Here is a 24,175-nt window from a genome sequence, read left to right on the forward strand (position 1 = left end):
CCTATGTCGACCTCTTCAAACAACAGCGCGCCCCTGGAGGCGCGCTCAGCCGCAGCGCCAGCGCGTCGGCATCGCGGCACTAAAGTACGCCGTCAGCGAGTCAAAGCGGCTTGGCTGTTCTTGGCTCCCATGCTGATCGCATTAACGTTGGTGGCTGGCTGGCCGTTAATGCGAACATTTTTTCTAAGCTTTACCGATGCCTCACTGTCGGACCTGGGTGCGGCTAATCTAATCGGGTTTGAAAACTATCTGGTTTACGACAATGGCCGCTGGTTCGGGGTTCTTGCTGACCCAGTCTGGTGGCAATCTGTTTGGAACACCGTTTATTTTTCAGTGGTATCTGTCTCTTTAGAAGTCATTTTTGGTGTCATTGTGGCACTGATTCTAAATGCGGAGTTTAAAGGTCGGACGATTGTTCGCGCGGCGGTACTGATTCCGTGGGCAATCCCCACCATCGTTTCCGCCCAAATGTGGGCGTGGATGCTCAACGATCAGTTCGGCATCATCAACCACCTGCTAATGACGGTTGGGATAATCGATAATCCTATTGCCTGGACCGCCAGCGCTACTTACTCCATGTGGGCAGTCATCATGGTCGATGTCTGGAAAACAATTCCGTTTGTCGCCCTGTTGGTGTTAGCCGCCCTACAAATGTTGCCAAAAGATTGCTACGAAGCCGCAGAAGTAGACGGCATTCATCCCGTGCGTGTGTTCTTCAAAGTTACCCTACCGCTGATTACGCCTGCCTTGATGGTGGCGGTGATTTTCCGCCTTCTAGATGCCCTGCGGGTGTTCGACGTGATCTACGTACTGACGTCTAACTCAACCAGCACGATGTCGATGTCAGTCTATGCGCGTCAGCAGTTGGTTGAGTTCCAGGATGTTGGTTACGGCAGTGCTGCCTCTACCCTGTTGTTCTTGATTATTGCCCTGGCCACCGTTGCTTACCTCTATTTAGGCCGTAACAAAATACAACTAGGAGGTGACTGATGAACCAACGTCAGTTAGCCAAAATTGCCAAGCGCGTCGGCTTTTGGGCCTTAATTGCGCTGATTATGGTATACGCCGTTTTCCCATTTTATTACGCGGTCATTACCTCACTTAAACCTTCCAGCGAGCTTTTCCGGGTTGAACTTTGGCCCTCAAATTGGAACCTGGACAACTATGCGCAGATTTTTAGCCAGTCGAGCTTTATCCGTGCGATTTTTAACTCAATAGTCGTAGCATTTAGCGTTGTTTTCATCGCGCTGCTACTGGGTATCACCGCCTCTTACGCGCTGGGCCGGGTTCGCTTCCGTGGTCGCTCGACCGTCATGCTGGTCATTCTTGGGGTTTCCATGTTTCCTCAGGTTGCGGTGCTCTCAGGTTTGTTTGAGGTGATTCGCGCACTAAATCTCTACAACAATCCCGCTGGCCTCATTCTGAGCTACACCATTTTCACGCTGCCCTTCACCGTCTGGGTACTTACCACTTTCATGAAAGAACTGCCCATGGAGTTGGAAGAGGCCGCCATTATGGATGGCGCTACGCCCTGGATTACGATTACTAAGGTCTTCCTACCGCTAATGTGGCCCGCCATGGCAACCACTGGCCTGCTCGCCTTTATTGCTGCGTGGAATGAGTTTCTGTTTGCCTTAACCTTCACACTCACTGATGCACAGCGCACCGTGCCTGTTGCCATTGCCCTGCTGTCAGGTGGTAGCGCCTACGAGCTGCCTTGGGGGCCAATCATGGCCGCGTCGGTCGTCGTCACCGTGCCCCTGGTTATCTTGGTCATCATTTTCCAACGTCGCATTGTTTCAGGCTTAACTGCAGGCGCAGTTAAAGGCTAAGCGTGGGTGTTATTTACGTTTTATTAAGGACTTATTCATGCAAGACAACCTGACCTGGTGGCGCGGCGGCGTTATCTATCAAATTTACCCGCGCAGCTTCCTAGACAGCCGTGGCGACGGTATTGGTGACTTGAAAGGCATTACCGAAAAGCTCGATTACGTCGCTTCTTTGAATGTTGACGGTGTCTGGCTGTCGCCTTTCTTTACGTCTCCCATGTTGGATTTCGGATATGACGTCAGCGACTACCGCGACGTTGATCCGATGTTTGGCACCCTGGATGATTTCAAGGCGCTGCTCGACAAGGCCCATTCGCTAGGCCTGAAAGTAATGATTGATCAAGTCATCAGCCATACCTCTGAACAGCACGCTTGGTTTAAAGAGAGCCGCCAGAATCGCACCAACCCCAAAGCCGATTGGTTTGTGTGGGCAGACCCTAAGCCCGATGGCACACCCCCTAATAACTGGCTATCTATTTTTGGCGGCCCTGCCTGGACCTTTGATTCACGCCGCCAGCAGTATTATCTACACAACTTTTTGACCAGCCAGCCGGATGTCAACTTCCACAACCCGGAAGCCCGTCAGGCGCAGCTGGATAACATGCGCTTCTGGCTGGATCTTGGCGTTGATGGTTTCCGCCTTGATACCGTCAACTTCTACTTCCACGACACCGAGCTGCGTGACAACCCACCGGTGCCCAAAGGTGAATCCAAAACCCTGGGCGCCCCAGAGGCTAACCCCTACACGTGGCAGCGTCATGTCTACGATATTAGCCGCCCTGAAAACGTAGATTTCTTAAAAGACTTACGCGCCTTGATGGACGAGTATCCCGGCACTACGACCGTGGGCGAAATCGGCGATGACAACCCACTTGAGCGCATGGCTGAGTACACCGCAGGCGGTGACAAACTGCATATGGCTTACACCTTTGACTTGCTCAATAAGCCACGCTCCGCTAGCTATATTCGTCATGTTATTGAGCGCTTTCAGCGCTTAGCGGGCGACGCTTGGCCCTGCTGGGCAACATCCAACCATGATGTTGAACGCAGCGCATCACGCTGGGGCGCTGAAGAAGATCCCATTGCTTATCCTAAAGTGATGCTCGCCATGCTGTTTTCCCTACGCGGCAGCGTCTGCCTTTATCAAGGGGAAGAGTTAGGGCTGCCAGAAGCCGACGTGCCCTTCGAGCGCATTCAAGACCCTTACGGCAAAGTGCTCTGGCCAGAGTTTAAAGGCCGAGACGGGTGCCGCACGCCGATGCCATGGACCGATGGCACCCAGGCAGGTTTCTCGGCCATTGAGCCATGGCTCCCGGTAGAAAAACGCCACCTGCCATTGGCGGTTAGCCGACAGCACACGAACCCGGACTCAACGCTTAACGGTGTGCGCCGGATGCTGGCTTTCCGCCAAGCGCACTCCGCGCTGTTCGACGGTGATTTACAGCTGATTGAGGTTGGCGAGGAGTTACTGGGCTTTATTCGTCAAAATGACCAAGCCAAAGTGCTGTGTGTCTTTAACCTGACGGGGAATGAGCTGCAAACAGCACTCCCCTTAGACGTCATCGGTGACCTGGAAGGACACGGCTTCACTACGGCACGTCAAGATAATGTGCTGACGCTGCCCGCCTATCAAGCCGCCTTTATGCACGTTGCTTAGTCAAATCAATGGCAATACTCAATAACAACATTCAATAACGATAGTCGGCCCGATACGAGGAATGCAGCATTGAGGCCGACAAGGAGCTAACCATGGCAAGTGTTACGCTTGAAAAGATCAACAAAGTATTTGGTCGCGATCACATTATTAAAGACGTTGACCTGACCATTGGCGATGGTGAATTTGTCGTCTTTGTTGGCCCATCCGGCTGTGGCAAATCCACGCTGCTGCGCCTTATCGCGGGTCTTGAGTCAATCACCGACGGTGACTTAAACATTGGTGACACGCTGGTCAATGACCTTCCCCCACGTGAACGTGGTGTGGGCATGGTGTTCCAGTCGTATGCTCTTTACCCGCATATGACCGTTTATGACAACATGGCCTTTGGCTTGAAGCTTGCCAAAACAGACAAAGAGACGGTCCATGAACGGGTAATGAGTACCGCTAAAATTTTGCAGCTTGAAGACCTGTTACACCGCAAGCCGAAAGCACTGTCGGGCGGTCAGCGCCAGCGTGTTGCAATGGGCCGTGCGATGGCTCGGGAACCTCGCATTCTGCTTTTTGATGAGCCACTTTCTAACCTGGATGCGTCGCTGCGAGTACAAATGCGCAACGAGATCGCTAGGCTGCACAATCGCCTGGGCTCTACGATGATTTATGTGACCCACGACCAAGTCGAAGCAATGACCCTGGCAGATAAAATCGTGGTGCTAAAAGGCGGCCATATCGAGCAAGTAGGCAGCCCACATGAACTTTATCAACGCCCAGCCACCAAGTTTGTCGCCGGTTTTATCGGTTCACCGACGATGAATTTTATGCCCGCGGAGCTTGCCAGCGGTTCAACAGATGGTTGCAAGGTAACTGCAAAAGGCTTGGGAGAAGTCGCACTTCCCCAAGCCGCAGATAGCTATCGTACGGGCAGCTCGCTTACCTTAGGCATACGCCCCGAGCACCTACGTTTAGAGGCACCCAAGGGCGATAATTGCTTTGAAATTTTCAATGTCGAGTACCTGGGTAATGAGGTCTATGTCTACCTAGAACCCAAGGAGGGCGATACACTGCTTATCCACCGCAGCGAAGCCCCAAGCAAGTGGGAAGAAGGCCAAAAAGTATCCCTGGTGCCCGACATTGAGCATGTGCATCTATTTGATGAAAGTGGTGCGGCGTTGATGCTTTCTGAGGCACGCTCTGCGGCTTAACGAACGCTATCGACTGCGCTGTTGCTGAGCGAACAACGGCCTTTGATGCTACTACCTGTATAGCAACGGTAGTGGAAACAACGTCAAGGCCGTATTTTTGTGCGTCAGATTCAATTCATTAGCCTGCGATGTAAAATAACGCCCAAATAATTAAACAGGATAGGAAACCCGTGACTGCCCATCGTCGAATGACTCTCAAGGATCTTGCCACAGAACTCGGCGTTTCCACTGCGACAATATCAAACGCTTTCAACCGCCCCGACCAGCTTTCGCCTCTGCTACGCGATCGTATTTTAAGCGAGGCCAAACGCCTTGGGTATAACGGTCCAGATGCCAAGGCCCGCAGTCTACGCACCGGGCGCTCCAGCATTGTTGCGGTTATTCTTGCCGAAAGTCTGACCTACAGCCTCAATGATGCTGTCGCCAGTGAATTTTTATCCGGTGTCGCTGAAGTACTTGATGCTCATGGGCATACCATGCTGCTACTGCCTGGCCGGGGTCATGCCTCCCAGCCGCCAGGGTCTGCAAACATTGCCGATGGCTTTATCGTTTACGGCCTGATGCCTAATAACAAGCTGCTAAGCGAGCTGCCTGCGCAGCGGCCACTGGTGTCTGTGGATTTCGACATTGATGGCAGCCCGACTGTGCATATCGATGACCAAGACGCGAGCTACCACCTTGCCCAGCACGCGTTAAAAACGCGTCCACAGCGGCCTGCGGTGGTTAATCTTCGTCTGACAAAAGAGTATTGCAACGGCCGAATAAGCAATCAGCACACCCTACTTCCAGACAGCAGCACCATCAGCCGTGCACGTCTGGCCGGATTTCATGCTGCACTCACCGAACATGGCTTTGATGCTGAACAGATCCCACTATGGAATATCGAAGAGAACGTGTTTGATGTGTGCTCTCCTGTGATCACAGAAATCCTCGACCTGCCTGCCACGCAGCGCCCAGATCTGCTGCTATGCATGTCAGACCGCATTGCACTTACCGCGCTGACGCTAGCCGAACAGCGTGGCATTCACGTACCGGGGGAGCTAAGAATTACCGGCTTTGATGGCATTGCTGAAGGGCAATATAGAGCACCGCGTTTAACGACCGTGCGCCAGGACAGTGCAGGCAAAGGCCGCGTGGCGGCAAAAATGATTCTAGGCCGAATACCCAAAACCCAGCAGCTACTCAAAACTGAGTTGCTGCTGGGCGACACTTGCCCATAAGGGTCAGTCAGGTGTTATTTGGCCGTTTTCTGCATGGCAAGGGCGGTATCTAACATACGGTTGGAGAAACCCCACTCGTTGTCGTACCACGCCATAATTTTCACCAGGCGGCCATTCACACGGGTGTGATTAGCATCAAAAGTAGATGAATGCGCATCATGATTGAAATCAATAGACACCAGCGGTTGTGCATTAACCGCTAGCACAGACGAGTTCGCCGCTGCTTTTTCAACAATGGCGTTGATCTCTTCTTTGCTGGTATCGCGACTTGCCGTAAATGTTAAATCTACCAGGGAAACGTTGATCACCGGCACGCGTACGGCTAACCCATCAAACTTACCTGCCAGCTCCGGCAAGACCAAACCAACGGCCGCTGCTGCGCCTGTTTTGGTCGGAATCATCGAATGCGTCGCACTACGCGCGCGGTAAGGGTCGGAGTGATAAACATCCGATAGGTTCTGATCGTTGGTGTAGGCATGAACCGTGGTCATCAAGCCATTTTCAATGCCTACAGCATCGTTTAACGCTTTGGCGACAGGCGCCAAGCAGTTAGTCGTGCACGACGCATTGGAGACCACCGTGTGTTCAGCCGTCAAAATATCGTCATTAACACCATATACGATAGTAGCGTCAGCATCGGGGCTGGGGGCAGAGATCAACACACGCTTAGCACCCGCTTCTATATGCTTGGCAGCGGCTTCTCGCTTAGTGAACAAGCCTGTGCACTCCATGACGAGATCAATGTTCATGGATGCCCAAGGAAGCTGGCTAGGATCACGCTCAGAAGAGATCGCGATGCGATCGCCATCCACACGAATACTTTCGGCATCATGCTCAACGGCAAACGGAAAGTGGCCGTGAACCGTATCGTGACGCAGTAGGTGCGAGTTTAGGGAAGGATCACCCAAATCATTAATCGCAACCACTCGGACACGATCCCGATAGCCATTTTCGTACAGCGCACGTAGTACGTTACGACCAATCCGTCCAAATCCGTTAATAGCAACTCTTATTGTCATGATGGCACCTCAATCAAGCAGTGGTAGTCGATGGCGTATCCAGTAAAAAAATTACTAAAAATACGTATTTATTCACCTTTAGGTCAATTTTTACCTATCCAAACTGCCCTTAAAGGCTAATAACATCCCAATATGTAGTAAAATTACTATATAAAGGCTATCGTAGTCCAATAATTAATCACCGCCAAGATGGTCAATAGGAGTAACGTTTATGACTCGCTCAACATCTCCCACTCCCCTTCGCCGCACCAAGATTGTCGCGACGCTTGGTCCAGCAAGCGACCGCCCTGGCGTGCTGGAAGCCATGCTAAAAGCGGGCGTTGATGTCGTGCGGCTAAATTTCTCCCATGGCGCCGCAGACGACCACCGCCGCCGCTTGAAAGAGGTACGCGAGATTGCCCAGCGACTAAATCGCAGCGTTGCCGCCTTGGGTGACCTGCAAGGGCCAAAAATCCGTATATCGCGCTTTGCCGAAGGTGCTGTGCACTTGGACATTGGCCAGGCCTTTGTGCTCGACATGGCGTTGGATGCCAACAGCGGCACGGCCGAGCGCGTCGGCTGTGATTACAAGTCGCTGATTGACGATGTCGCCCCTGGTGACCGGCTACTGCTGGATGATGGCCGTGTCGTGCTGGACGTCACCTCGATTATTGGTCAAGAAGTCCACACACGCGTTCACGTAGGTGGCAAGCTTTCCAATAACAAAGGCATCAACAAGCAAGGCGGCGGACTATCCGCCCCGGCGCTTACCGAAAAAGATAAAGAAGACCTAAAAACCGCGATCGATATCGGGGTGGATTACCTGGCGGTATCGTTCCCACGCAGCGCTGCTGATATGCAAGAAGCGCGCGACCTGCTCGGTGAAGCAGGCAAGGAAATAGGTCTGGTTGCCAAGCTTGAGCGCGCCGAAGCGGTTGCCGATGATGAGACACTGGATGGCATTATCGAAGCCTCTGAAGCCGTGATGGTCGCCCGAGGCGACTTAGGCGTAGAAATTGGCGATGCCGCACTGATCGGCACTCAAAAACGCATCATCAAGCATGCTCGCACGCTTAACCGTGCGGTCATTACCGCCACACAAATGATGGAGTCGATGATTGAGTCGCCACTGCCCACCCGCGCGGAAGTATTCGACGTGGCTAACGCAGTGCTGGATGCCACCGACGCCGTCATGCTCTCTGCGGAAACCGCCGCGGGTGACTATCCGGTAGAAACCATTCAAGCGATGGATCGAGTATGCCTCGGCGCTGAGCGCGAACGTATTGCTCAGTCATCCGGCCACCGTATTCATGAAGGCTTCGAGCGCATTGATGAAACCATTGCCCTCTCTGCCATGTATGCCGCTAACCACCTCACCGGGGTACGCGCGATAGCCTGCATGACCTCGACAGGTTATACGCCACTGATTGCCTCACGCATTCGCTCTGGTCTGCCGATTGTGGGACTTGCACATAGCCCGATTGCCCAACGGCGCATGGCGCTTTATCGCGGCGTCGTGTCGATCCCCTTCGACACCACCCATATGGACCCTAAAGAGCTCAACCAAGAAGCCGTCAAGCTATTGCAAGCGCATGGTTTGGCACACCCTGGCGATCATGTCATTCTTACCCGCGGCGACCACATGAACGCCCACGGCGGCACTAACACCATGAAAGTGCTGGCCGTTGAAGAAGCGTAAATCTAACTGTGACCTGAAATAGCCGGAATGTTAACTGGAGAGCCATGCCATGAGCGACGCACGTCCACCCCGCCAAGCCGTTCGTACGCTGCAACCGCGTAAACGCATTGCGCTAATTGCCCACGACGGCAAAAAAACCGAAATGCTGGAGTGGGCAACACGCTGGCAGGAAACGCTCAGCCAGCACACTCTCATTGGTACGGGGACGACCGCTGGGCGGCTCAAAAATGCGCTTGGCCTAGAGGTCGAGGGGTTGATGAGCGGGCCGCTGGGCGGTGATCAGCAAATTGGTGCGCGGATTGCCGAACAACAGCTAGACGTGCTGATTTTCTTCTGGGATCCGTTTGCCCCTCAGCCCCACGATCCTGATGTCAAAGCGCTGCTGCGTTTAGCCGCGCTATGGAACGTGCCGGTAGCATGCAATGCGGCGAGCGCCGACTTTTTACTGTCGTCGCCCTATCTCAGTGAACGCTACGATATGTCTATTCCGGATGCACAGGCCTGGGCTCAAGCCCGCACGGTATAGCTCTTAACAACTTTAGTACTGAATAACTAAAGCTCTGAACAACTCAAGCTCTGAACGAATCAATGGGGCTTATCGGGTACGCAGGTGGCGCGCCACAACCTGTTGCCCACACTGATAGTCGCCGTTCATGGCATTCAGGGCGCAGCGCAGGGTGAGTTCAGCAATGCGATCATAATCTTGCAAGGCTGAATTCACCGCTTGCGGCAGAAAATCCAATAAGCGGTGGTCGCCAAAGGTGGCTAACCGCATATTCTCTGGCAGCCCACCGCGCTCCAGAAACACGTCAAACACCCCTTCCATCAGCACATAAGACGCGGTGATCAACGCATCAGCGCCCCCCTTCTCATCCAGCAGTTGAGCGGCAAGACGGGCGCCTTCGCTACGCTCGTAGTGCGTACCGCTAAGTAAAACCGGCTCGATAGAGGTGTCTTGTAGCGCTGACTGAAAACCCACCCTCCGCTCGCGACTGATCGACAAGCTTGGCATCGCTTCTAACCACGCCACCCGCCGCGTGCTACCCGTAATGACCGAGCGCGTTAGCGCATATGCCGCGTCTTGATCGTTACTGACGACACTGGCAAAACGCGTCGGCGCAAGCCCTCGGTCCATTCCCACAACGCACCAACCTTCATCTACCAACTCAGAATAGAAAGTGTCCTCTTCGGCAAGGCAGCTGGCGGTAATAAGCACCTCACAACGCTGCGCGCGAAGCGCCAATGCCAAAGCCCGCTCGCTATCGGCACAGTCATCTGAGCTAGCCACCAACAGCTGATAGCCCTGCTCTCTCGCGCCACGCTCTAAGCGCTTCGCGAGCCGCGCATAGCTGATATTTTCAAGGTCCGGCACGATCAATCCAATCAGCCGACTTGCCCCACGACGCAGCGCCGCTGCCTGCGGGTCAATGTGATAGCGATGCTGCCGCACGACCGCCATTACTTTCTCAATGGTGGCATTACTAATACGCCGTTGCTCGGCCTGGCCATTAATTACATAGCTCGCCGTGGTGCGCGATACGCCCGCAAGCCGGGCAATGTCGGCAAGTGTCATGCAATTCTCCCTCTGGTTGCCGGTGTAGTTTATCAGCCGTTTCTCCCCACCCAGACTAAAGTCTAGAAAGACAACCCTTGTGTCTTTAAGTGAATCGATTCAGCATAGCCAACTAACCACAGATGACACGATTCATCCAGTGAAGCTCAACGCTCTACGACCAACGTTTAAGCATGATCACGCTGCAGACATCACCCTTGGCTGACAGCGTTTACAGGAGAACCCTATGTTAACTCTCGGCCCAGATGACATCTTGCTCGACCGCCATGCGGACGACTGGCAAGCTGCACTCGACATCGCCGCTAAGGCGCTAACGGATGCGGGCTTAGTTGAGGCCGAGTACCGTGATGGCCTCCATGCGCGCGAAGCGCAGTCGTCAACATATCTTGGTAACGCGATTGCCATTCCACACGGCACGCCGGAAAGCCGTCAGCACGTAAAACATACCGGCGTGAGAGTGCTGCAGTTCCCCAAAGGCGTTCAGTGGCATGACGGCCAGACGGTCTATGTTCTGGTGACGATAGCCGCGCAAAATGACGAACACCTGGATATTCTGCGCCAGTTGACCCACGTCTTAGACCGCGAAGGCGTCGCCAACCAGCTCGCCAGCGCCAGCTCGGCTGTCGAGGTAGCGCGTTTACTTTCCAAGCCAGCGCTTAAGCCACGCCTGGATGCCGATACGCTGTGCATTAACTTCCCCGCTCGCGACCCTCAAGAGCTTGCCCTGGCCGCCGCCGCACGGCTTCGCCAAAGTGGCTGCGTTGATAACGCTTTTATTAGCGCCATCGCCAGTGCTTCCCCCCAATGGCTGGGCAAAGGATTTTGGTTAGCAAGCCAAGTGCAAGGGGTGACACAACCCGCACTAGGTGTTGCCACGCCAGCCGATCCTAAACTGGAGCATAGCGGCCACCCCGTCCATGCGCTGTTCTGTTTAGCGGCCAGCGGCGATGCCCACCGCCCACTGCTTGAACAGCTATTAGCCGTGTTGGAGAACGGTGAAAGTGGCAGTTTGGTGGGCAAAAACAGCGCACAGCTGCTGGCCACGCTGGCGGGTGAAACCGCCAGCACTCAAACTCGCCGCGTGCGCGTCTTGAACCCCCACGGCCTACACGCCCGCCCGGCAAAACAGCTGGTACAGGTCGCCCGCGCGCAATCAATGCCGATTAACGTACGCCTTGAAGAAGGCAGTGCTTCCACGGTTTCAGCCGCCAGCCTGACCAAAGTGATTGGCTTGGGAGCACGGCGTGGCCAGTGGCTGATTCTTTCTGCTGAAGGTGTGCAGGCAAGTACCGCGCTAGGCGCAGTAGCCGCCGCCGTTGAAGACGGTCTAGGTGAGAAAGTCACGCCGTTCGACGGCGGTTTTGATACCAAGTCGGTTACTAACACGAGTAAGCCCGTCGAACCGTTAGCCGCCGACGCCCCACACGCAGGCGTCGCCGCTTCGCCGGGCTTGGCCATTGCGCCGGTGTTTGTGATTCGTCCGATGCAGTTCGACTATGCTGAACACGCCAGCGACCCCGATCACGAAATTAACCGCCTGGAACTAGCGCTGAAAGAGGGGGCGGCTCAACTTCAAGCACTGGTGCATAACGCCCCTGGCGGCGAAGTGGCCGACATTCTCTCGATGCACGAAGAGATGCTCGACGACCCCGAGTTGCAGCACGCTGCGATTGATGCGATTCGTGAAGGTCGTTCAGCAGAAGCTGGTTGGTGGAACGCCATTGAAACCGCCGCCCACGCCCAGGAAATGCTCGCCGACCGCCTACTGGCCGAGCGCGCCGCTGACCTACGCGACGTAGGCCGCCGCGTGCTGGGGGTATTGTGCGATGTCCAACTGCCCGAGCCACCTGACCACCCGTATATTCTGGTGATGGATGACATCGGCCCTTCCGACGTTGCCCGCCTGGATACCTCACGCGTACGCGGCCTGCTTACCGTGCGCGGCGGCGCCACCGCTCACAGTGCCATTCTGGCTCGTGCGCTAGGTATTCCCGCTGTTGTCGGCGCCGGTGAAGCCGTCATGGCATTGCATAACGGCAGCATGATGATTCTGGACGGTGAACGTGGGCGAGTTACCTCCCAGCCTTCCGAAGAGCGCCTGCAGCGCGCAGAACAACAGCTTCTCGACCAGCAACAGCGCGAAGCCGATGCCTGGGAGCTGCGTTTTGAGCAAGCCCAAACCCGCGACGGGCATCGGGTGGAAGTGGCAGCCAATCTTGGTAACACCGCCCACGCCGCCGATGCGGTTGAACGCGGTGCCGAAGGCGTTGGCCTGCTGCGCACCGAGTTCCTGTTTATGGCCTACTCAAGCGCACCGGATCTAGCCACCCAAATTGCCGAGTACCGCGAAGCCACCGATGCCCTGGATAGCCGCCCGCTGGTCGCGCGTACTCTGGATGTCGGGGGCGACAAGCCGCTGCCCTATTGGCCGGTTCCCCAGGAAGACAACCCGTTCCTTGGTCTACGCGGCATTCGCTTAGCGCTGACCGAACCGAAAGTGCTGGAAACACAAATCCGCGCGCTGCTGATGGCAGCTGTCGGCCGTCCGCTACGCATCATGCTGCCGATGGTTAAGGATGTCGCTGAATTCCGCGCCGCCAAAGTCATCTATGACCGCCTGCTTAGCGAAATCCCACCACAGCAGCGCGCCACTGATGTGCAACTGGGCGTGATGATCGAAGTGCCTTCCAGCGCACTGCTAGCACCTACGCTGGCGGCCGAGGTGGACTTCTTCTCCGTCGGCACTAACGATTTAACTCAGTACACCCTGGCCATCGACCGCGGCCACCCAGAGCTTTCTGCCCAGGCCGATGGCTTGCATCCCGCCGTGCTGCGCTTGATTCAAATGACCGTCGATGCCGCCCATGCCCACGGCAAATGGGTCGGCGTATGCGGCGAACTCGCCTCGGACGCCATGGCCGTGCCAGTACTGGTAGGGTTAGGCGTTGATGAGCTTTCCGTCAGCGCGCGACAAATTCCGCTAGTCAAAGCGCGCCTGCGTGAATTTGATCTTGCCGATGCCAAAACCACTGCCCAGCTAGCGCTAAGCAAAGCCACCAGCGATGAGGTGCGTGACGCCCTGGAGGCCCGCTAATGGCCCAGGTAGTGTGCATTACACTCAACCCCGCGCTGGATTTAGCGTTCAACCTTGAAAAGCTGACACTCGGCCATGTGAACCGCCCCCACAGCGCCCAGTTAGAAGCTGCGGGCAAAGGCGTTAACGTAGCACGCGTGCTGGCCAGCTTAGGCCATCAGGTGATTGTTAGCGGCTTTCTCGGCCAGCATAACGACGCGCCGTTCAGCTTGGCATTCCCCCACTACGGCGTAGAAGATGCCTTTGTACGAGTACCCGGTAGCACACGTATTAACGCCAAGCTGGCGGAGCAGAGTGGCCGCATCACTGATATTAACGGCCCCGGCATGCCGATTGAGGCGGCCCACTTAAATGCCTTACGAACTACCCTAGACGACTTGTTTCAGCGCCCCGCCCCGCCCCAAGCGGTCGTCGTTGCCGGTAGCCTTCCACCAGGTATTGATCAGCCGCTATTTGCTGAACTACTGGCCACCCTAAAAAGCTATGGCGTACCACTTTGGATAGACACCAGCGGCCCAGCACTGCTGACCGCCATTGCTGTTCAGCCTGCGGCTGTAAAACCTAACGAAACGGAACTCGCTGACTGGGCTGGCAGCGCGCTAGATTCACATCAACAACGCCAGGTCGCCGCCGAGCGACTGCACGCCAGCGGCATTGAGCACGCACTGATTTCCGCAGGCTCAGAGGGCGTTTTATGGGTTAGCTCACAGGGCACTTGGCAATCTACCCCGCCTAGCGTAAACGCCACTAATACCGTTTGTGCGGGCGATACCTTTGTGGCTGGCATGCTTCATGGGCTGCTCAGCGACTGCGCCCCACCAGACACCCTTCGCTTTGCAACGGCACTCTCTGCCGAAGCGGTTCGCCACGTCGGCGTGGGCACCCCCCACGCCGACGACTTTGACTTACTCCAACAACAGACTTTGGTACGGCGTCTTGACGACACCATCACCAAGGGAGCCACGCGATGAACCTGATTCTAATTACCGCCTGCCCCAGCGGTATGGCGACCACCTTTCTGGCCGCCAAGCGCCTTGAGCAAGCGGCCACGCGGATGGGCTGGAGCGCTCATGTGGAAATGCACGGCGAGATTGCGCCGCTGCAAGCGGCCACCGCTGAGCAAATTGCTAATGCCGATTTAATTGTGGTGGCCGCCGATCACATTCCTGCCCCAGAACGTTTTGATGGCAAGCGACTTTTCCAGGCGCCGATTGCCAGCGCCCTGCCCGACCCCAGCGCCTTTTTAACTCAAGCCAAGCGTGAAGCACCCATTTACGCGGCCCCTGCAACCCCGACAGCCGCTGCTACTCCGGCGAGCAACACGGGCGGCAAGAAGATTGTCGCTGTTACCGCTTGCCCCACCGGTGTTGCCCATACCTTTATGGCCGCTGAAGCGCTAGCCGAAGCAGGCAAAGCCATGGGGCATGCCATTCGTGTGGAAACTCAAGGCTCAGTAGGCGCTCAGGATCATTTAACCGAACAAGAGATCGCCGACGCCGACGTGGTCGTACTGGCCTGCGATATCGACGTTGACCCAGTGCGGTTTGCAGGCAAACGTATCTACCGCACCTCAACCGGCAACGCACTAAAAAAGCCACGCCCCACGCTAGAAGCCGCCCTTGTTGATGCTAGCGTAGAAAACGCCAACAGCGGTTCGGGCAACGCCAATAAGAGCGTTAAAGAGAAAGGCGTTTATAAGCACCTACTCACCGGCGTGTCGTTCATGCTGCCTATGGTGGTAGCGGGCGGTTTGCTGATTGCGCTGTCGTTTGTATTCGGCATTGAAGCCTTTGAGCAGGAAGGCACGCTGGCCGCTGCGCTTATGCAAATTGGCGGCGGCACCGCCTTCGCGCTAATGATTCCTGTGCTAGCGGGTTACATTGCCTACTCCATCGCCGACCGCCCCGGTATTGCGCCAGGTATGATTGGCGGTATGTTGGCGGCCGACATTGGCTCCGGGTTTATCGGCGGCATTTTGGCAGGCTTCCTGGCAGGCTACGTGGCCCTAGCGGTTACCCGCTACGTTAAGCTGCCCTCCAGCGTTGAATCGCTCAAGCCTATTCTGATCATCCCACTGGTGGCCAGCCTGGTCACCGGCCTAACGATGATCTATGTGATTGGCGAGCCTGTCGCTGCATTGCTAAGTGCGCTGACCAGCTTCCTGGCCTCTATGGGCTCTACTAACGCGGTGCTGCTGGGCATTCTATTGGGTGCAATGATGTGCTTCGATTTGGGCGGCCCCGTCAATAAAGCAGCCTACACCTTCGGCGTGGGCTTGTTGGCTTCAGAAACCTACGGCCCAATGGCAGCCATTATGGCGGCAGGCATGGTGCCAGCGATTGGCATGGGCATTGCCAGTTTCGTAGCGCGCAATAAATTTTCTGAACCAGAACGTGAAGCAGGCAAAGCTTCGTTTGTACTCGGCTTTTGCTTTATTAGTGAAGGGGCCATTCCCTTTGCGGCGAAAGACCCGTTGCGGGTTATTCCCGCTTGCATGGTGGGCGGTGCAATCACCGGTGCGCTTTCCATGCTGGTAGGCGCGAAACTAATGGCACCTCACGGTGGTATCTTTGTGCTGCTGATTCCCAACGCCATTACCCCTGCACTGCTCTACCTTGGCGCGATTATCATCGGCTCGCTGGCAACCGGTTTAGGCTATGCCTTTATCAAACGCGGCGCCGCCCACGTCGCCGTTACCAGCTAAACGCTTGAACGTCAGTGCTGAGCAGGCAGCCACCTGCTCAGCGCCTCTTTTGCTACGCATATTCCCCCTTACCCCACACCAACAACGGTTTATTACTAACTTTTCAGCCACCAGTCGCTTAACAGTTGCTTAAACCGGGGTTTTATGTAGTATTTTTACATAAATAGATACATAAATAGTACAAGGCACGAGCCAGCAACATAGCGCTCGTCACTTAATAATGATCTAAAACAACAGGACCGCCTTCTATGTTTCAACTCACCCGCAGCGTTACTTGGCAGGCACTTGAACGCCTGCGCGACAAAACCGCCAACGACCGCATTCGTGATTACTTCACCAATGACCCGCAGCGCTTTGAAAAAATGAGCCTGCGGGTGGGCGGCCTGTTTCTGGATTACTCCAAACACCATGTCTCAGATGAAGTGCTCAGCAAACTACTGGAACTGGCCGACCACTCTGCCTTGGTTCAGCGCCGAGCGCAGATGTTCTCTGGCGATATTATCAATGTCACCGAAAATCGTCCGGTACTGCACACCGCACTGCGCAATTTAAGCGATGAACCCGTGCATGTTGACGGCGATGACGTGATGCCGGAAATCAATCGCACCCGGGAACAAATCAAGCAGTTCTCAGAAGCGGTTAGAAGCGGCGAGTGGAAAGGCTATAACGGCCAGCGCATCAAAGACGTGGTCAACATTGGCATTGGCGGCTCGGATCTTGGCCCCAATATGGCGGTACGCGCACTGCTCAAATACCGCCACCCGGAACTGCACTTCCACTTCGTCTCCAACGTCGATGGTACCCATATCCAGAAGGTGCTTTCACGGCTAGACCCGGCGACCACGCTGTTTATCGTTTCAACCAAAACCTTCTCTACCCAGGAAACCCTGCTGAACGCCAAAACCGCACGGCGCTGGTTTCTGGAAAATGCCGGAGAAGACGCCGATGTCGGTGCCCACTTTATTGCTGCTTCCACCAACCGCAAAGCGGCGATGGAGTTCGGCATTCGTGAAGAGAATGTGTTCGAGTTCTGGGCTTGGGTCGGTGGCCGCTACTCCATGTGGTCATCTATCGGGCTGCCGATTGCGCTTTCAGTTGGTTTTGAAGGTTTTATCGAGCTGCTGGAAGGCGCTCATGAGATGGACCGCCACTTTATCGAAGCACCCTTCGCGCAGAATATGCCAGTTCTGATGGCATTGATTGGTATCTGGTACATTAACTTTGTTGGTGCCGAAACCCAGGCCATCGTGCCCTACGACCAAGCCTTGAACCAACTACCTTCGTTCCTGCAACAGTTGGATATGGAGTCTAACGGCAAGTCAGTCGATATTTTCGGCCACCCAGTTAACTACAAAACCGGCCCGATTGTTTGGGGGCAAACCGGCTCTAACGGTCAGCATGCTTTCTTCCAGCTACTACACCAGGGCACCCGCTACGTGCCGATCGATTTTATTGCCTCGCTGAAACCTGAACCCGGCGTGGAAGACCACCACTTCGCCTTGCTAACCAATATGCTCGCCCAGGCCAACGCCTTTATGGAAGGTAGCCAAGGGAACAGCAAAGAGCTGAGCCAACACGACCCCTATAGCTGCCCCGGCAACCGCCCTTCCAGCACACTGCTGCTGGACGAGCTAACGCCCAAAAACCTAGGCGCGCTGATTGCCCTCTACGAGCACAAGGTATTTGTGCAAGGCGTTATCTGGAACATCAACTCATTTGATCAATGGGGCGTGCAGCTTGGCAAACGCATTGCCGGTGAAATCAGCGAGCGCATCGATACCAACGCCGCCGACTTCGACACCTCAACACAAGGTCTACTGGAGCTGGTACGCGCTCATTTTCCTGGCGACAGCAGCGCAAAGCAAAGCGCCCCAGCCAGCGCTGATAAAAAGCCTGCTAGGAAGAAGCGTTAAGCGGAGAGTTGGGTAACCGTTAGATAAACAAACGCCTTGGCTGAAAAGCCAAGGCGTTTTTGGTTTGATCTTTGATGCCAGTATCGACACTGATTGAAGGCAATCAGAAGCCCCGAGCCGCCTAAATTAATCCGGCGAAAATTGCTCGAAGACCTGCTGTCCGGTCATTTTCTCAGTCTGGTTGTTAAGCTCGTAATAGTCGGGCTTCTCATCAATAAATATTTCGCTGGTGAGTTGGAACGTCTGATCCTGGAACAGGCCTGCTGGGAGAATATACTCATTGCTGGGTAGCAGGTGATAGAACAGATGCGTCCCACAGGTTGCACAGAAGCCCCGCTCCGCCCAATCAGATGAGCGGTAAGCGGTAGGCTCAGCACCAGAGAACTCTACCGGACCACCGCAATGCACGGCGAACATAGGCCCACCCGACCAACGCCGACATAGTGAGCAATGACAAACACTGACCTGCTCGTGGTTAGGCGCAGTCACTTCGATGGAACCGCAAAGACATGTGCCTTTCATCGCAAACTCCTTTACCGTTAGCCTCCATGGCAGCCGCTATCGTGATGCCAACTAATGCTAGGCTGCTGTAGGCTCATTGAACAATATTCTGTTGGAAAACGGATCGACCACTTCAAACACCCTATCGCCCCACGGAGCTGTGGTTATTTCCGGGCGGCTATACTTGTAACCACGGGATAGAATCTCGCGGTACAAGCCTTCAAGATCATCAGTATTCACAAACGTTTTAGCGCCGGGGGAGCAATCCCCAGAATGTTCACTGAGGTGAAAAACCAGATCACCTCGGGATACCTGCATATAGACAGGAAAGTCTGCTTCGAAGCGATGCTCCCAATCAAGCGACATCCCCAAAAACTCAAGATAGAACGCCTTGGCTTTAGATTCATCAAAAATTCGTATAATCGGAATGGCTTGAAAATGCATTTATGCTCTCCTTACAAACAGCGCTTTAACGAATGGCTAGCCAGCTCTGGCTAGAAAGCCTAAAGCCCCCTTTACCCTTAGGCGTTCGATTTAAACAGGCGCAGAGTTGCTCTCTACGCCATAGGCATGGCGTATATACTCAACGGCTTCAGCCATGCCACTAAGAACCGCTGTCGCTGAATGAAAGTTTTGCTGTTTAGACATTTCCGTGGGTAGTGCCAAGCAGCTTATGCCAGCTCGAAAGGCAGCTTCAAGACCATGTTGTGTATCTTCAATGGCGAGACATTCATCCGCAGCAACGCCAAGCCGTTGAAGAGCCAGAAGATAGCATTCAGGTGCGGGCTTGCTGTTTCGGACATCATCGCTAGAAACAATCGTAGAGAACTTATCTTCAAACTCATTGGCCTGCAGTGTTTTTTGAACACCATTTGCACTAGCGCCTGTCACCACTGCCAGCTTCAAACCTTTACTGTGGAAGTAAACAATAGCCTCTCGTACGCCAGGCATTAGCGGGAATGCTTGGCTAGCAAGGTAGTCCTGCGTCGCGGCGTTCTTCGCTTCTATAAGTTGATCAGGGGACGCATTAATCCCAAACCTCTGCACCATATCCAGGGCATTGGCGCGCGTTGGCAGGCCTGCATAGTGGTTTTTGTACTGCAGCTCGGACAATTCAAAGCCATATTGGCTCAGAATGTGTACCCACATTTGAAAATGGATTTGTTCAGAACTGACGACTGTCCCATCGTGATCTAGCAAAATTGCGCGAAGTGCCACAAGACCTCCTAGAAATAGCGTGTTTAAAACCCAAGGCAAAGCTACTATCGCATGAGCTACAAGATTGAAAATATGACAAGCTAATTGTTTTGTACTTCGAGTCGGAAACCACAAGGGTGTTTACGAGCAAGCTATTCACTCACTGCCCTGAAAAAATGAAAACACTAAGACTCCAATCTTGTCCTCAGCAACTCCTCAGCGATTGCTTTGGCTTTTACGGCAGCTTTTAAATCCCCCATCACGTGGGCCTGAACAGTCGCCCCTTCTTTTAAAGTAGCTACCGCTTCCGACAACGTAGTCACCGTTTTTTCATCAACGAATATTTGTGACATATACCCGTTTATTAAGCCAAGCATGGCTCTTTTATGGTTAGCGCACTGTTGATGCACGGGATGATTTAAGTCACTGAATTCAGCACTGACATTGATGAAATAACACCCATGGAAAGGATAAATTAGCTTTTCTCTCTCATTAAACCAATCATCCAACGCATCGAACAAAGCAAAAATTGCGCTTTGTCCATCAGGTGCGCCCTGCGTGCGCCCTTCAACCCAGGAAAAAAATTGTCGGTCACGATAGTCAACCGTTGCAGCGATCAGGGCTTCTTTGCTGGCAAAGTGATGGTATAGCGTTTTTTTTGCCACGCCTGATTCAGCAATGATCCGGTTGATACCAATGGCATGCACCCCGTAGCGGTAAAACAGCCCAAAGGCGACCGAAACTAACTGCTCTCGTCTTTCCACAGCACAACCTCACTTTCATTTTACGAACAACATATTGACCCACAGAGACCGATCTGTCTACCATAGCCAAAGGAGACAGATCGGTCTCCCTTGTCTCAACTCTTTCGCCCAAGGATGCATCCATGAGAATTTCCCTGTATTTACCTGCTCAACAGAAAGCAGCCCTGCTCGCTGGCATTGGAGCGACTGGATGCATAACAGCACTCAGCTTTCTAAGTTCACACAGTGACGCGTTATGGCTAATGGCCCCCTTTGGCGCCACCATGGTGATACTGTTTGGTTTACCCGCCAGCCCATTAGCCCAACCACGCAACGTGATTGCGGGTCACTTAATAACGGCGGCGTTAGGACTGATGGTGGCTCATTTCTTTGGCGTGCACGAATGGACGCTGGGCTTGGCAGTCGGTTTATCGATAGTCGCTATGATGCTTACCCACACCATCCACCCGCCTGCAGGTGCTAACCCCCTACTGATTATGCTAGCGGGAGAACACTGGCATTTTTTGATCACTCCCGTAGCGTCTGGAGCCCTTTTAATTGTGGGATTCGGATACGTGTATCACCGGTTTGTTTCAGGGCAACCGTACCCCAAGCAATGGTTTTAGTAGAAGAGGATCGTAGTGCAGAACGAGTGTTCGTAAGCGAAAATCTTAATCCGTTTGTTCGTGGCATGCTTAGCTGTGCTTTTGAGTGCATTTATTAGCACTCACAAACCACTGCCCGCATACTTTATCTTCTTATATAGCTCACCGATAAAATTGACTCCCACTATCAAGCCCACACCAAGAGCAATGACGACGAGAGAACCATAGGCAATACTACCTGACCAGATCCACTGACTAATCGCTGTGCCAATATGTTGCAAAGTGAGATAAACACCTATCAGAAAACTACCTGCACGGACTAAGCCTAGTTCGTGCAGTGATAACTGAGAGTCAGCGTTATTAGCTGGATGAATTTTATTAGCCAGCGGTTCTGCCACTAGCCAAAGTACAGCGCCGACAATAAGAGGCATAACAATCATTGCTATCAGGGTGACTAACCACTCGTCATATGATTCTGTCGAGCCTGGGCCAAACAGCATCGGCGCTAGGGCAAGTAGCGGATTAAGCGCAATATACAGCGCTAAAATGCGTAACAAGATAATAGAGAAAGTTTTCATAGAATATGTTCACACTCCCTGTGATTTACATCGATATAAACGCCACATGATGAATATCGGGGGCTGACGATATTATCCTAGTTATTTATCACCACTATTTCACTTAAAACAGTGACCTCTCTTCAAGCGCACTTAGCCAAGGAGCATCTGAAACATAAAAAATACCCCTTGGCACTTTCGGGCCAAGGGGTATCGGTTACGTCAGCAACATCGCCTCGTTTTTCAGTTCGACGCGCAGGCCTACTACCCGGTCGATGGCTTACAGGCTGTAAGAATGCTAGCGCTTGAACATATCATCCAGGCGATTGGCGAACAGTACATCACGCATCCAGACTTTCAACTGGTCATGATCGGCTTGCACAAGCTGCGCTTCTACCCAGTCAGGCACCTCACCAAACTTGAATGTGAGCTGGGTGCGTACTACCTCGCGCGCTTCAGTCAAACGTCCTTCTTGCCGTCCTTCTTGCCGTCCTTCCAGGCGTTCTTTCTTGACCAGGTTCTCTAAGTTCTCTGCCAACATGTCTTTATCCTCCATCAGGCTGTCAAGCCGATCCAGGTTGACCTCTGTGCCTAGCCGGTACAAATGTCGCTTGAGCCAGCGGGTGATAATCCGGTCGATGCGTTCCTTATTGGGGTCAGCCTGAATAAAGGCGACGACCCGATCCACAGCCTTCTGTAGGGCTTCCCAACTTTCACCGGCATTTTCCACACCGAATACACCGCTGAGCGGTGTCTGGCGTAAGCCCAATTCTTCGTTAGTATAACGCCCTTCATCAACCAGAAAATAGCGCAGGCGCGGTTGATAGACCTGCAGAAAGCTCGGCGGTTCCGGCTGCACCATTTCGTAGATATCCAGCGGGGCTGTCCAGGGTTTGGAGCCATTGTACAGTACCACCGGAAACACCGGTGGCAAGCCTTGGCTGGGGGTGATGACCTTCTGTTTGAGTAATTCACTGTAAAAGCAGGCGACGTAGTGCATCAGCCGAATCGGCATGCTGCGATCAACCGCTGACTGGAACTCTAATAAAATGTATAGAAACACCCGCTGCGTCATGCCCTGCCAAGTGACTTCCACCGACCACACCACGTCTTCGATCTTCTCTTCGAACAGCGGTGTGATGTAATGGCCACTGTGCTTCTTGAGCGTCGTGAAGTTCATTAACCCGGCAATTTCAGGCGGAGCAAAGCCTTCAATCAGTTGCTCAACGAACTCAGGGTGGCTGAACAGTTCCTTGTAGCCGGTATCGTGGTGGTGGATGGCCATAACGCGTCCCTGTTAATTCTATAGTGGCAGAATACCATGGCGGGCGATGATCAGCAGCGCTTTCCAGTAGGCTGAGCCCTTTTATCACCACGCTACCGCCAGGCAAGACATTCCGTGCCTTCCCTGCCAATCAATGCAGCAACGTCCGTGTTGCTGCGTCGGTTGAGGGTGTTATTTCATGGCGTGACCAAACAATGTGCCACCTCCAATGCTGGCCACAGTGTTGAACGGCAGTGGGCGGTCAAAGGTAGAACTCAAAGCCACACCGCCTTTATATAAAGCCAGATTGCATATAGCACAAAAAACAGTTCAAAAAAGTGGTAGCCACACCACCAAAAGATATTCGCACCCAGTGAGTGCATAATGCCTGAATCGCCCAAAGTGCCCATTTTAACTTCTTTACGTTTAAAGAGCGTTTTTTTTGAACTCAAGAGCATTAATGACCAAATTATGGAGCCTGCCAACCCCATCAACACATCTTGGTACTCCGGCATGCCCCGCCAAAACATCCAGAACATCATGCCACACGCCACAATTTGCAGCATTAACGTCATCACTGTTACCCGGTAAATCACCTTGCAAAATATCTGAAACTGTTTTTCTGTCATTGTTTGTGCCCACCCCGGTGTTGACTAACTCGTTTTACCATCGCGGTATTACTCGTCGTCTGTATCAGGCGCGGACTGCGTTTCGTCATATATCCACTGAATGATTTTCTCGGTGCCAGCTCCATAAATATTCCTCATCCATTCAAGGAACTCCTCGGAGTACACGCCAGTTTTTTCGGCACTTCCTGAGACTGCCTTTCCAACAACCGGGTTAGCAGCTGCTGCTGTAGCTTGTATCAACGCTCCACTACCATCTCCATCTAATACCTTCTCAGTCACATCCGAGCCAGTCATTCCCAGAGACACCCCTCGGCAGGCTGCCCCTGTTGGAAACACAGCACATATATCAATAATGTTGCGCACACGCTGGCCTATCCATTCAGCGCGGGCGATGGTGTCCGGGTCTTGTGACCAGTCAACACTTTCTAGGGTGGCGACTAGATCATTCAATTGACGCTCGATGAGGGCATCGGTGAGATCACCGCCAAGCTGCTCCCGTGTATTGGGATCTTGCAACAGCTCGAACGTTGCCGTTATCTCATCCAGCTGTGGGCTGCAGTCACTGCCAACCACGCGGCAGTCATCCAGCGGCGCGTTTTCCTGCAGGCCATTCAATAGCTGATGCTCAACCAGTTGGCGTTTTAGTTCTGGATCCAGTGCCGAGTCCTCGGAAGTTAATCGCTCCAGCTCCTGGTTAATGGCACGGTTGGTCAGATAATTATTCACCACCTCATTAAACGCCGCCGCGCCACCTTCGGTGCCGCCGGTGGCTGCACCGGCAGCGGTGCTGGCC

At 53.8% G+C, this 24,175-nt stretch carries 22 protein-coding genes; 12 read left to right on the plus strand and 10 right to left on the minus strand.

Annotated features, from left to right (window positions below; genetic code table 11):
• The first annotated feature begins 3 nt into the window (after window positions 1-3).
• The 5 genes from INT21_RS15600 (at window position 4) to INT21_RS15620 (ending at window position 5,905) form a co-directional block, all read left to right on the plus strand.
• Complete coding sequence (locus INT21_RS15600; protein WP_038483262.1) at window positions 4-990, plus strand: carbohydrate ABC transporter permease; 987 nt, start codon at window positions 4-6, stop codon at window positions 988-990.
• The gene (locus tag INT21_RS15605) at window positions 990-1,832 is read left to right on the plus strand and encodes a carbohydrate ABC transporter permease (RefSeq protein ID WP_038483259.1); all 843 of its coding nucleotides are present in this window, start codon (window positions 990-992) and stop codon (window positions 1,830-1,832) included. Before INT21_RS15600 ends, INT21_RS15605 begins: the two co-directional genes overlap by 1 nt.
• A gap of 37 nt (window positions 1,833-1,869) precedes the next feature.
• Window positions 1,870-3,486: an alpha-glucosidase gene (locus INT21_RS15610; RefSeq protein WP_193067665.1), complete on the plus strand. Its 1,617-nt coding sequence runs from the start codon at window positions 1,870-1,872 to the stop codon at window positions 3,484-3,486.
• 92 nt (window positions 3,487-3,578) lie between these two features.
• Window positions 3,579-4,685 (plus strand): ABC transporter ATP-binding protein, encoded by a 1,107-nt coding sequence (locus tag INT21_RS15615; RefSeq protein WP_193067666.1) that lies wholly within the window; start codon window positions 3,579-3,581, stop codon window positions 4,683-4,685.
• A gap of 188 nt (window positions 4,686-4,873) precedes the next feature.
• Window positions 4,874-5,905 carry a LacI family DNA-binding transcriptional regulator gene (locus INT21_RS15620; RefSeq protein ID WP_089037946.1) on the plus strand — a complete coding sequence of 344 codons (1,032 nt, stop codon included), beginning with the start codon at window positions 4,874-4,876 and terminating at the stop codon, window positions 5,903-5,905.
• 14 nt (window positions 5,906-5,919) lie between these two features.
• Here the strand turns inward: INT21_RS15620 and gap are convergent, their stop codons facing one another.
• Complete coding sequence (gap, locus tag INT21_RS15625) at window positions 5,920-6,924, minus strand: type I glyceraldehyde-3-phosphate dehydrogenase (protein WP_193067667.1); 1,005 nt, start codon at window positions 6,922-6,924, stop codon at window positions 5,920-5,922.
• A 211-nt stretch (window positions 6,925-7,135) separates the two neighbouring features.
• On the opposite strand from gap, the gene pyk reads away from it, so the two are divergent.
• Both pyk and INT21_RS15635 read left to right on the plus strand, forming a co-directional pair.
• On the plus strand, window positions 7,136-8,602 hold the full coding sequence (gene pyk, locus INT21_RS15630) for a pyruvate kinase (protein WP_038483243.1): 1,467 nt from the start codon (window positions 7,136-7,138) through the stop codon (window positions 8,600-8,602).
• Between the two features lie 49 nt (window positions 8,603-8,651).
• Window positions 8,652-9,128, plus strand: coding sequence for a methylglyoxal synthase (locus tag INT21_RS15635; RefSeq protein ID WP_038483239.1), 477 nt, complete (start codon window positions 8,652-8,654; stop codon window positions 9,126-9,128).
• Window positions 9,129-9,197: 69 nt separating this feature from the next.
• Here the strand turns inward: INT21_RS15635 and cra are convergent, their stop codons facing one another.
• The gene (gene cra, locus INT21_RS15640) at window positions 9,198-10,175 is read right to left on the minus strand and encodes a catabolite repressor/activator (protein WP_193067668.1); all 978 of its coding nucleotides are present in this window, start codon (window positions 10,173-10,175) and stop codon (window positions 9,198-9,200) included.
• Between the two features lie 226 nt (window positions 10,176-10,401).
• Here cra and ptsP point away from each other — a divergent pair, with 226 nt between their 5' ends.
• The 4 genes from ptsP (at window position 10,402) to pgi (ending at window position 17,886) form a co-directional block, all read left to right on the plus strand.
• Complete coding sequence (gene ptsP, locus INT21_RS15645; protein ID WP_193067669.1) at window positions 10,402-13,269, plus strand: phosphoenolpyruvate--protein phosphotransferase; 2,868 nt, start codon at window positions 10,402-10,404, stop codon at window positions 13,267-13,269.
• Complete coding sequence (pfkB, locus tag INT21_RS15650; protein ID WP_193067670.1) at window positions 13,269-14,240, plus strand: 1-phosphofructokinase; 972 nt, start codon at window positions 13,269-13,271, stop codon at window positions 14,238-14,240. Before ptsP ends, pfkB begins: the two co-directional genes overlap by 1 nt.
• Complete coding sequence (locus INT21_RS15655) at window positions 14,237-15,973, plus strand: PTS fructose-like transporter subunit IIB (RefSeq protein WP_193067671.1); 1,737 nt, start codon at window positions 14,237-14,239, stop codon at window positions 15,971-15,973. The genes pfkB and INT21_RS15655 overlap by 4 nt, the downstream gene beginning before the upstream one ends.
• A 248-nt stretch (window positions 15,974-16,221) precedes the next feature.
• Window positions 16,222-17,886, plus strand: coding sequence for a glucose-6-phosphate isomerase (pgi, locus tag INT21_RS15660; RefSeq protein WP_193067672.1), 1,665 nt, complete (start codon window positions 16,222-16,224; stop codon window positions 17,884-17,886).
• Window positions 17,887-18,012: 126 nt separating this feature from the next.
• On the opposite strand, the gene INT21_RS15665 is transcribed toward pgi, so the two are convergent.
• From INT21_RS15665 to INT21_RS15680, 4 genes are all read right to left on the minus strand, one after another.
• Window positions 18,013-18,408: a GFA family protein gene (locus tag INT21_RS15665; protein ID WP_193059732.1), complete on the minus strand. Its 396-nt coding sequence runs from the start codon at window positions 18,406-18,408 to the stop codon at window positions 18,013-18,015.
• A gap of 57 nt (window positions 18,409-18,465) precedes the next feature.
• Window positions 18,466-18,831, minus strand: a complete 366-nt coding sequence (locus INT21_RS15670; protein ID WP_089037937.1) for a glyoxalase superfamily protein — start codon at window positions 18,829-18,831, stop codon at window positions 18,466-18,468.
• A gap of 90 nt (window positions 18,832-18,921) precedes the next feature.
• A complete protein-coding gene (locus tag INT21_RS15675) occupies window positions 18,922-19,605 on the minus strand; it encodes an HAD family hydrolase (RefSeq protein WP_193068439.1) in 684 nt (227 codons plus the stop codon).
• Window positions 19,606-19,769: 164 nt separating this feature from the next.
• Window positions 19,770-20,348, minus strand: coding sequence for a TetR/AcrR family transcriptional regulator (locus INT21_RS15680; protein ID WP_193059736.1), 579 nt, complete (start codon window positions 20,346-20,348; stop codon window positions 19,770-19,772).
• A gap of 122 nt (window positions 20,349-20,470) precedes the next feature.
• On the opposite strand from INT21_RS15680, the gene INT21_RS15685 reads away from it, so the two are divergent.
• On the plus strand, window positions 20,471-20,953 hold the full coding sequence (locus INT21_RS15685) for an HPP family protein (RefSeq protein WP_038483211.1): 483 nt from the start codon (window positions 20,471-20,473) through the stop codon (window positions 20,951-20,953).
• A gap of 101 nt (window positions 20,954-21,054) precedes the next feature.
• Here INT21_RS15685 and INT21_RS15690 read toward each other — a convergent pair whose 3' ends face one another.
• The 4 genes from INT21_RS15690 to INT21_RS15705 all read right to left on the minus strand — a co-directional run.
• Window positions 21,055-21,510, minus strand: a complete 456-nt coding sequence (locus INT21_RS15690) for a hypothetical protein (protein ID WP_193068438.1) — start codon at window positions 21,508-21,510, stop codon at window positions 21,055-21,057.
• A 277-nt stretch (window positions 21,511-21,787) separates the two neighbouring features.
• Window positions 21,788-22,774, minus strand: a complete 987-nt coding sequence (locus INT21_RS15695; protein WP_193085431.1) for an Rpn family recombination-promoting nuclease/putative transposase — start codon at window positions 22,772-22,774, stop codon at window positions 21,788-21,790.
• Between the two features lie 254 nt (window positions 22,775-23,028).
• Window positions 23,029-23,382 carry a hypothetical protein gene (locus INT21_RS15700; RefSeq protein WP_193068436.1) on the minus strand — a complete coding sequence of 118 codons (354 nt, stop codon included), beginning with the start codon at window positions 23,380-23,382 and terminating at the stop codon, window positions 23,029-23,031.
• Window positions 23,383-23,430: 48 nt separating this feature from the next.
• Window positions 23,431-24,175 (minus strand): hypothetical protein (locus tag INT21_RS15705; RefSeq protein ID WP_193085432.1); only part of this gene is annotated, 745 nt, incomplete at its 5' end.

The organism is Halomonas sp. 3F2F (assembly GCF_014897805.1).
Lineage (GTDB): Bacteria > Pseudomonadota > Gammaproteobacteria > Pseudomonadales > Halomonadaceae > Vreelandella.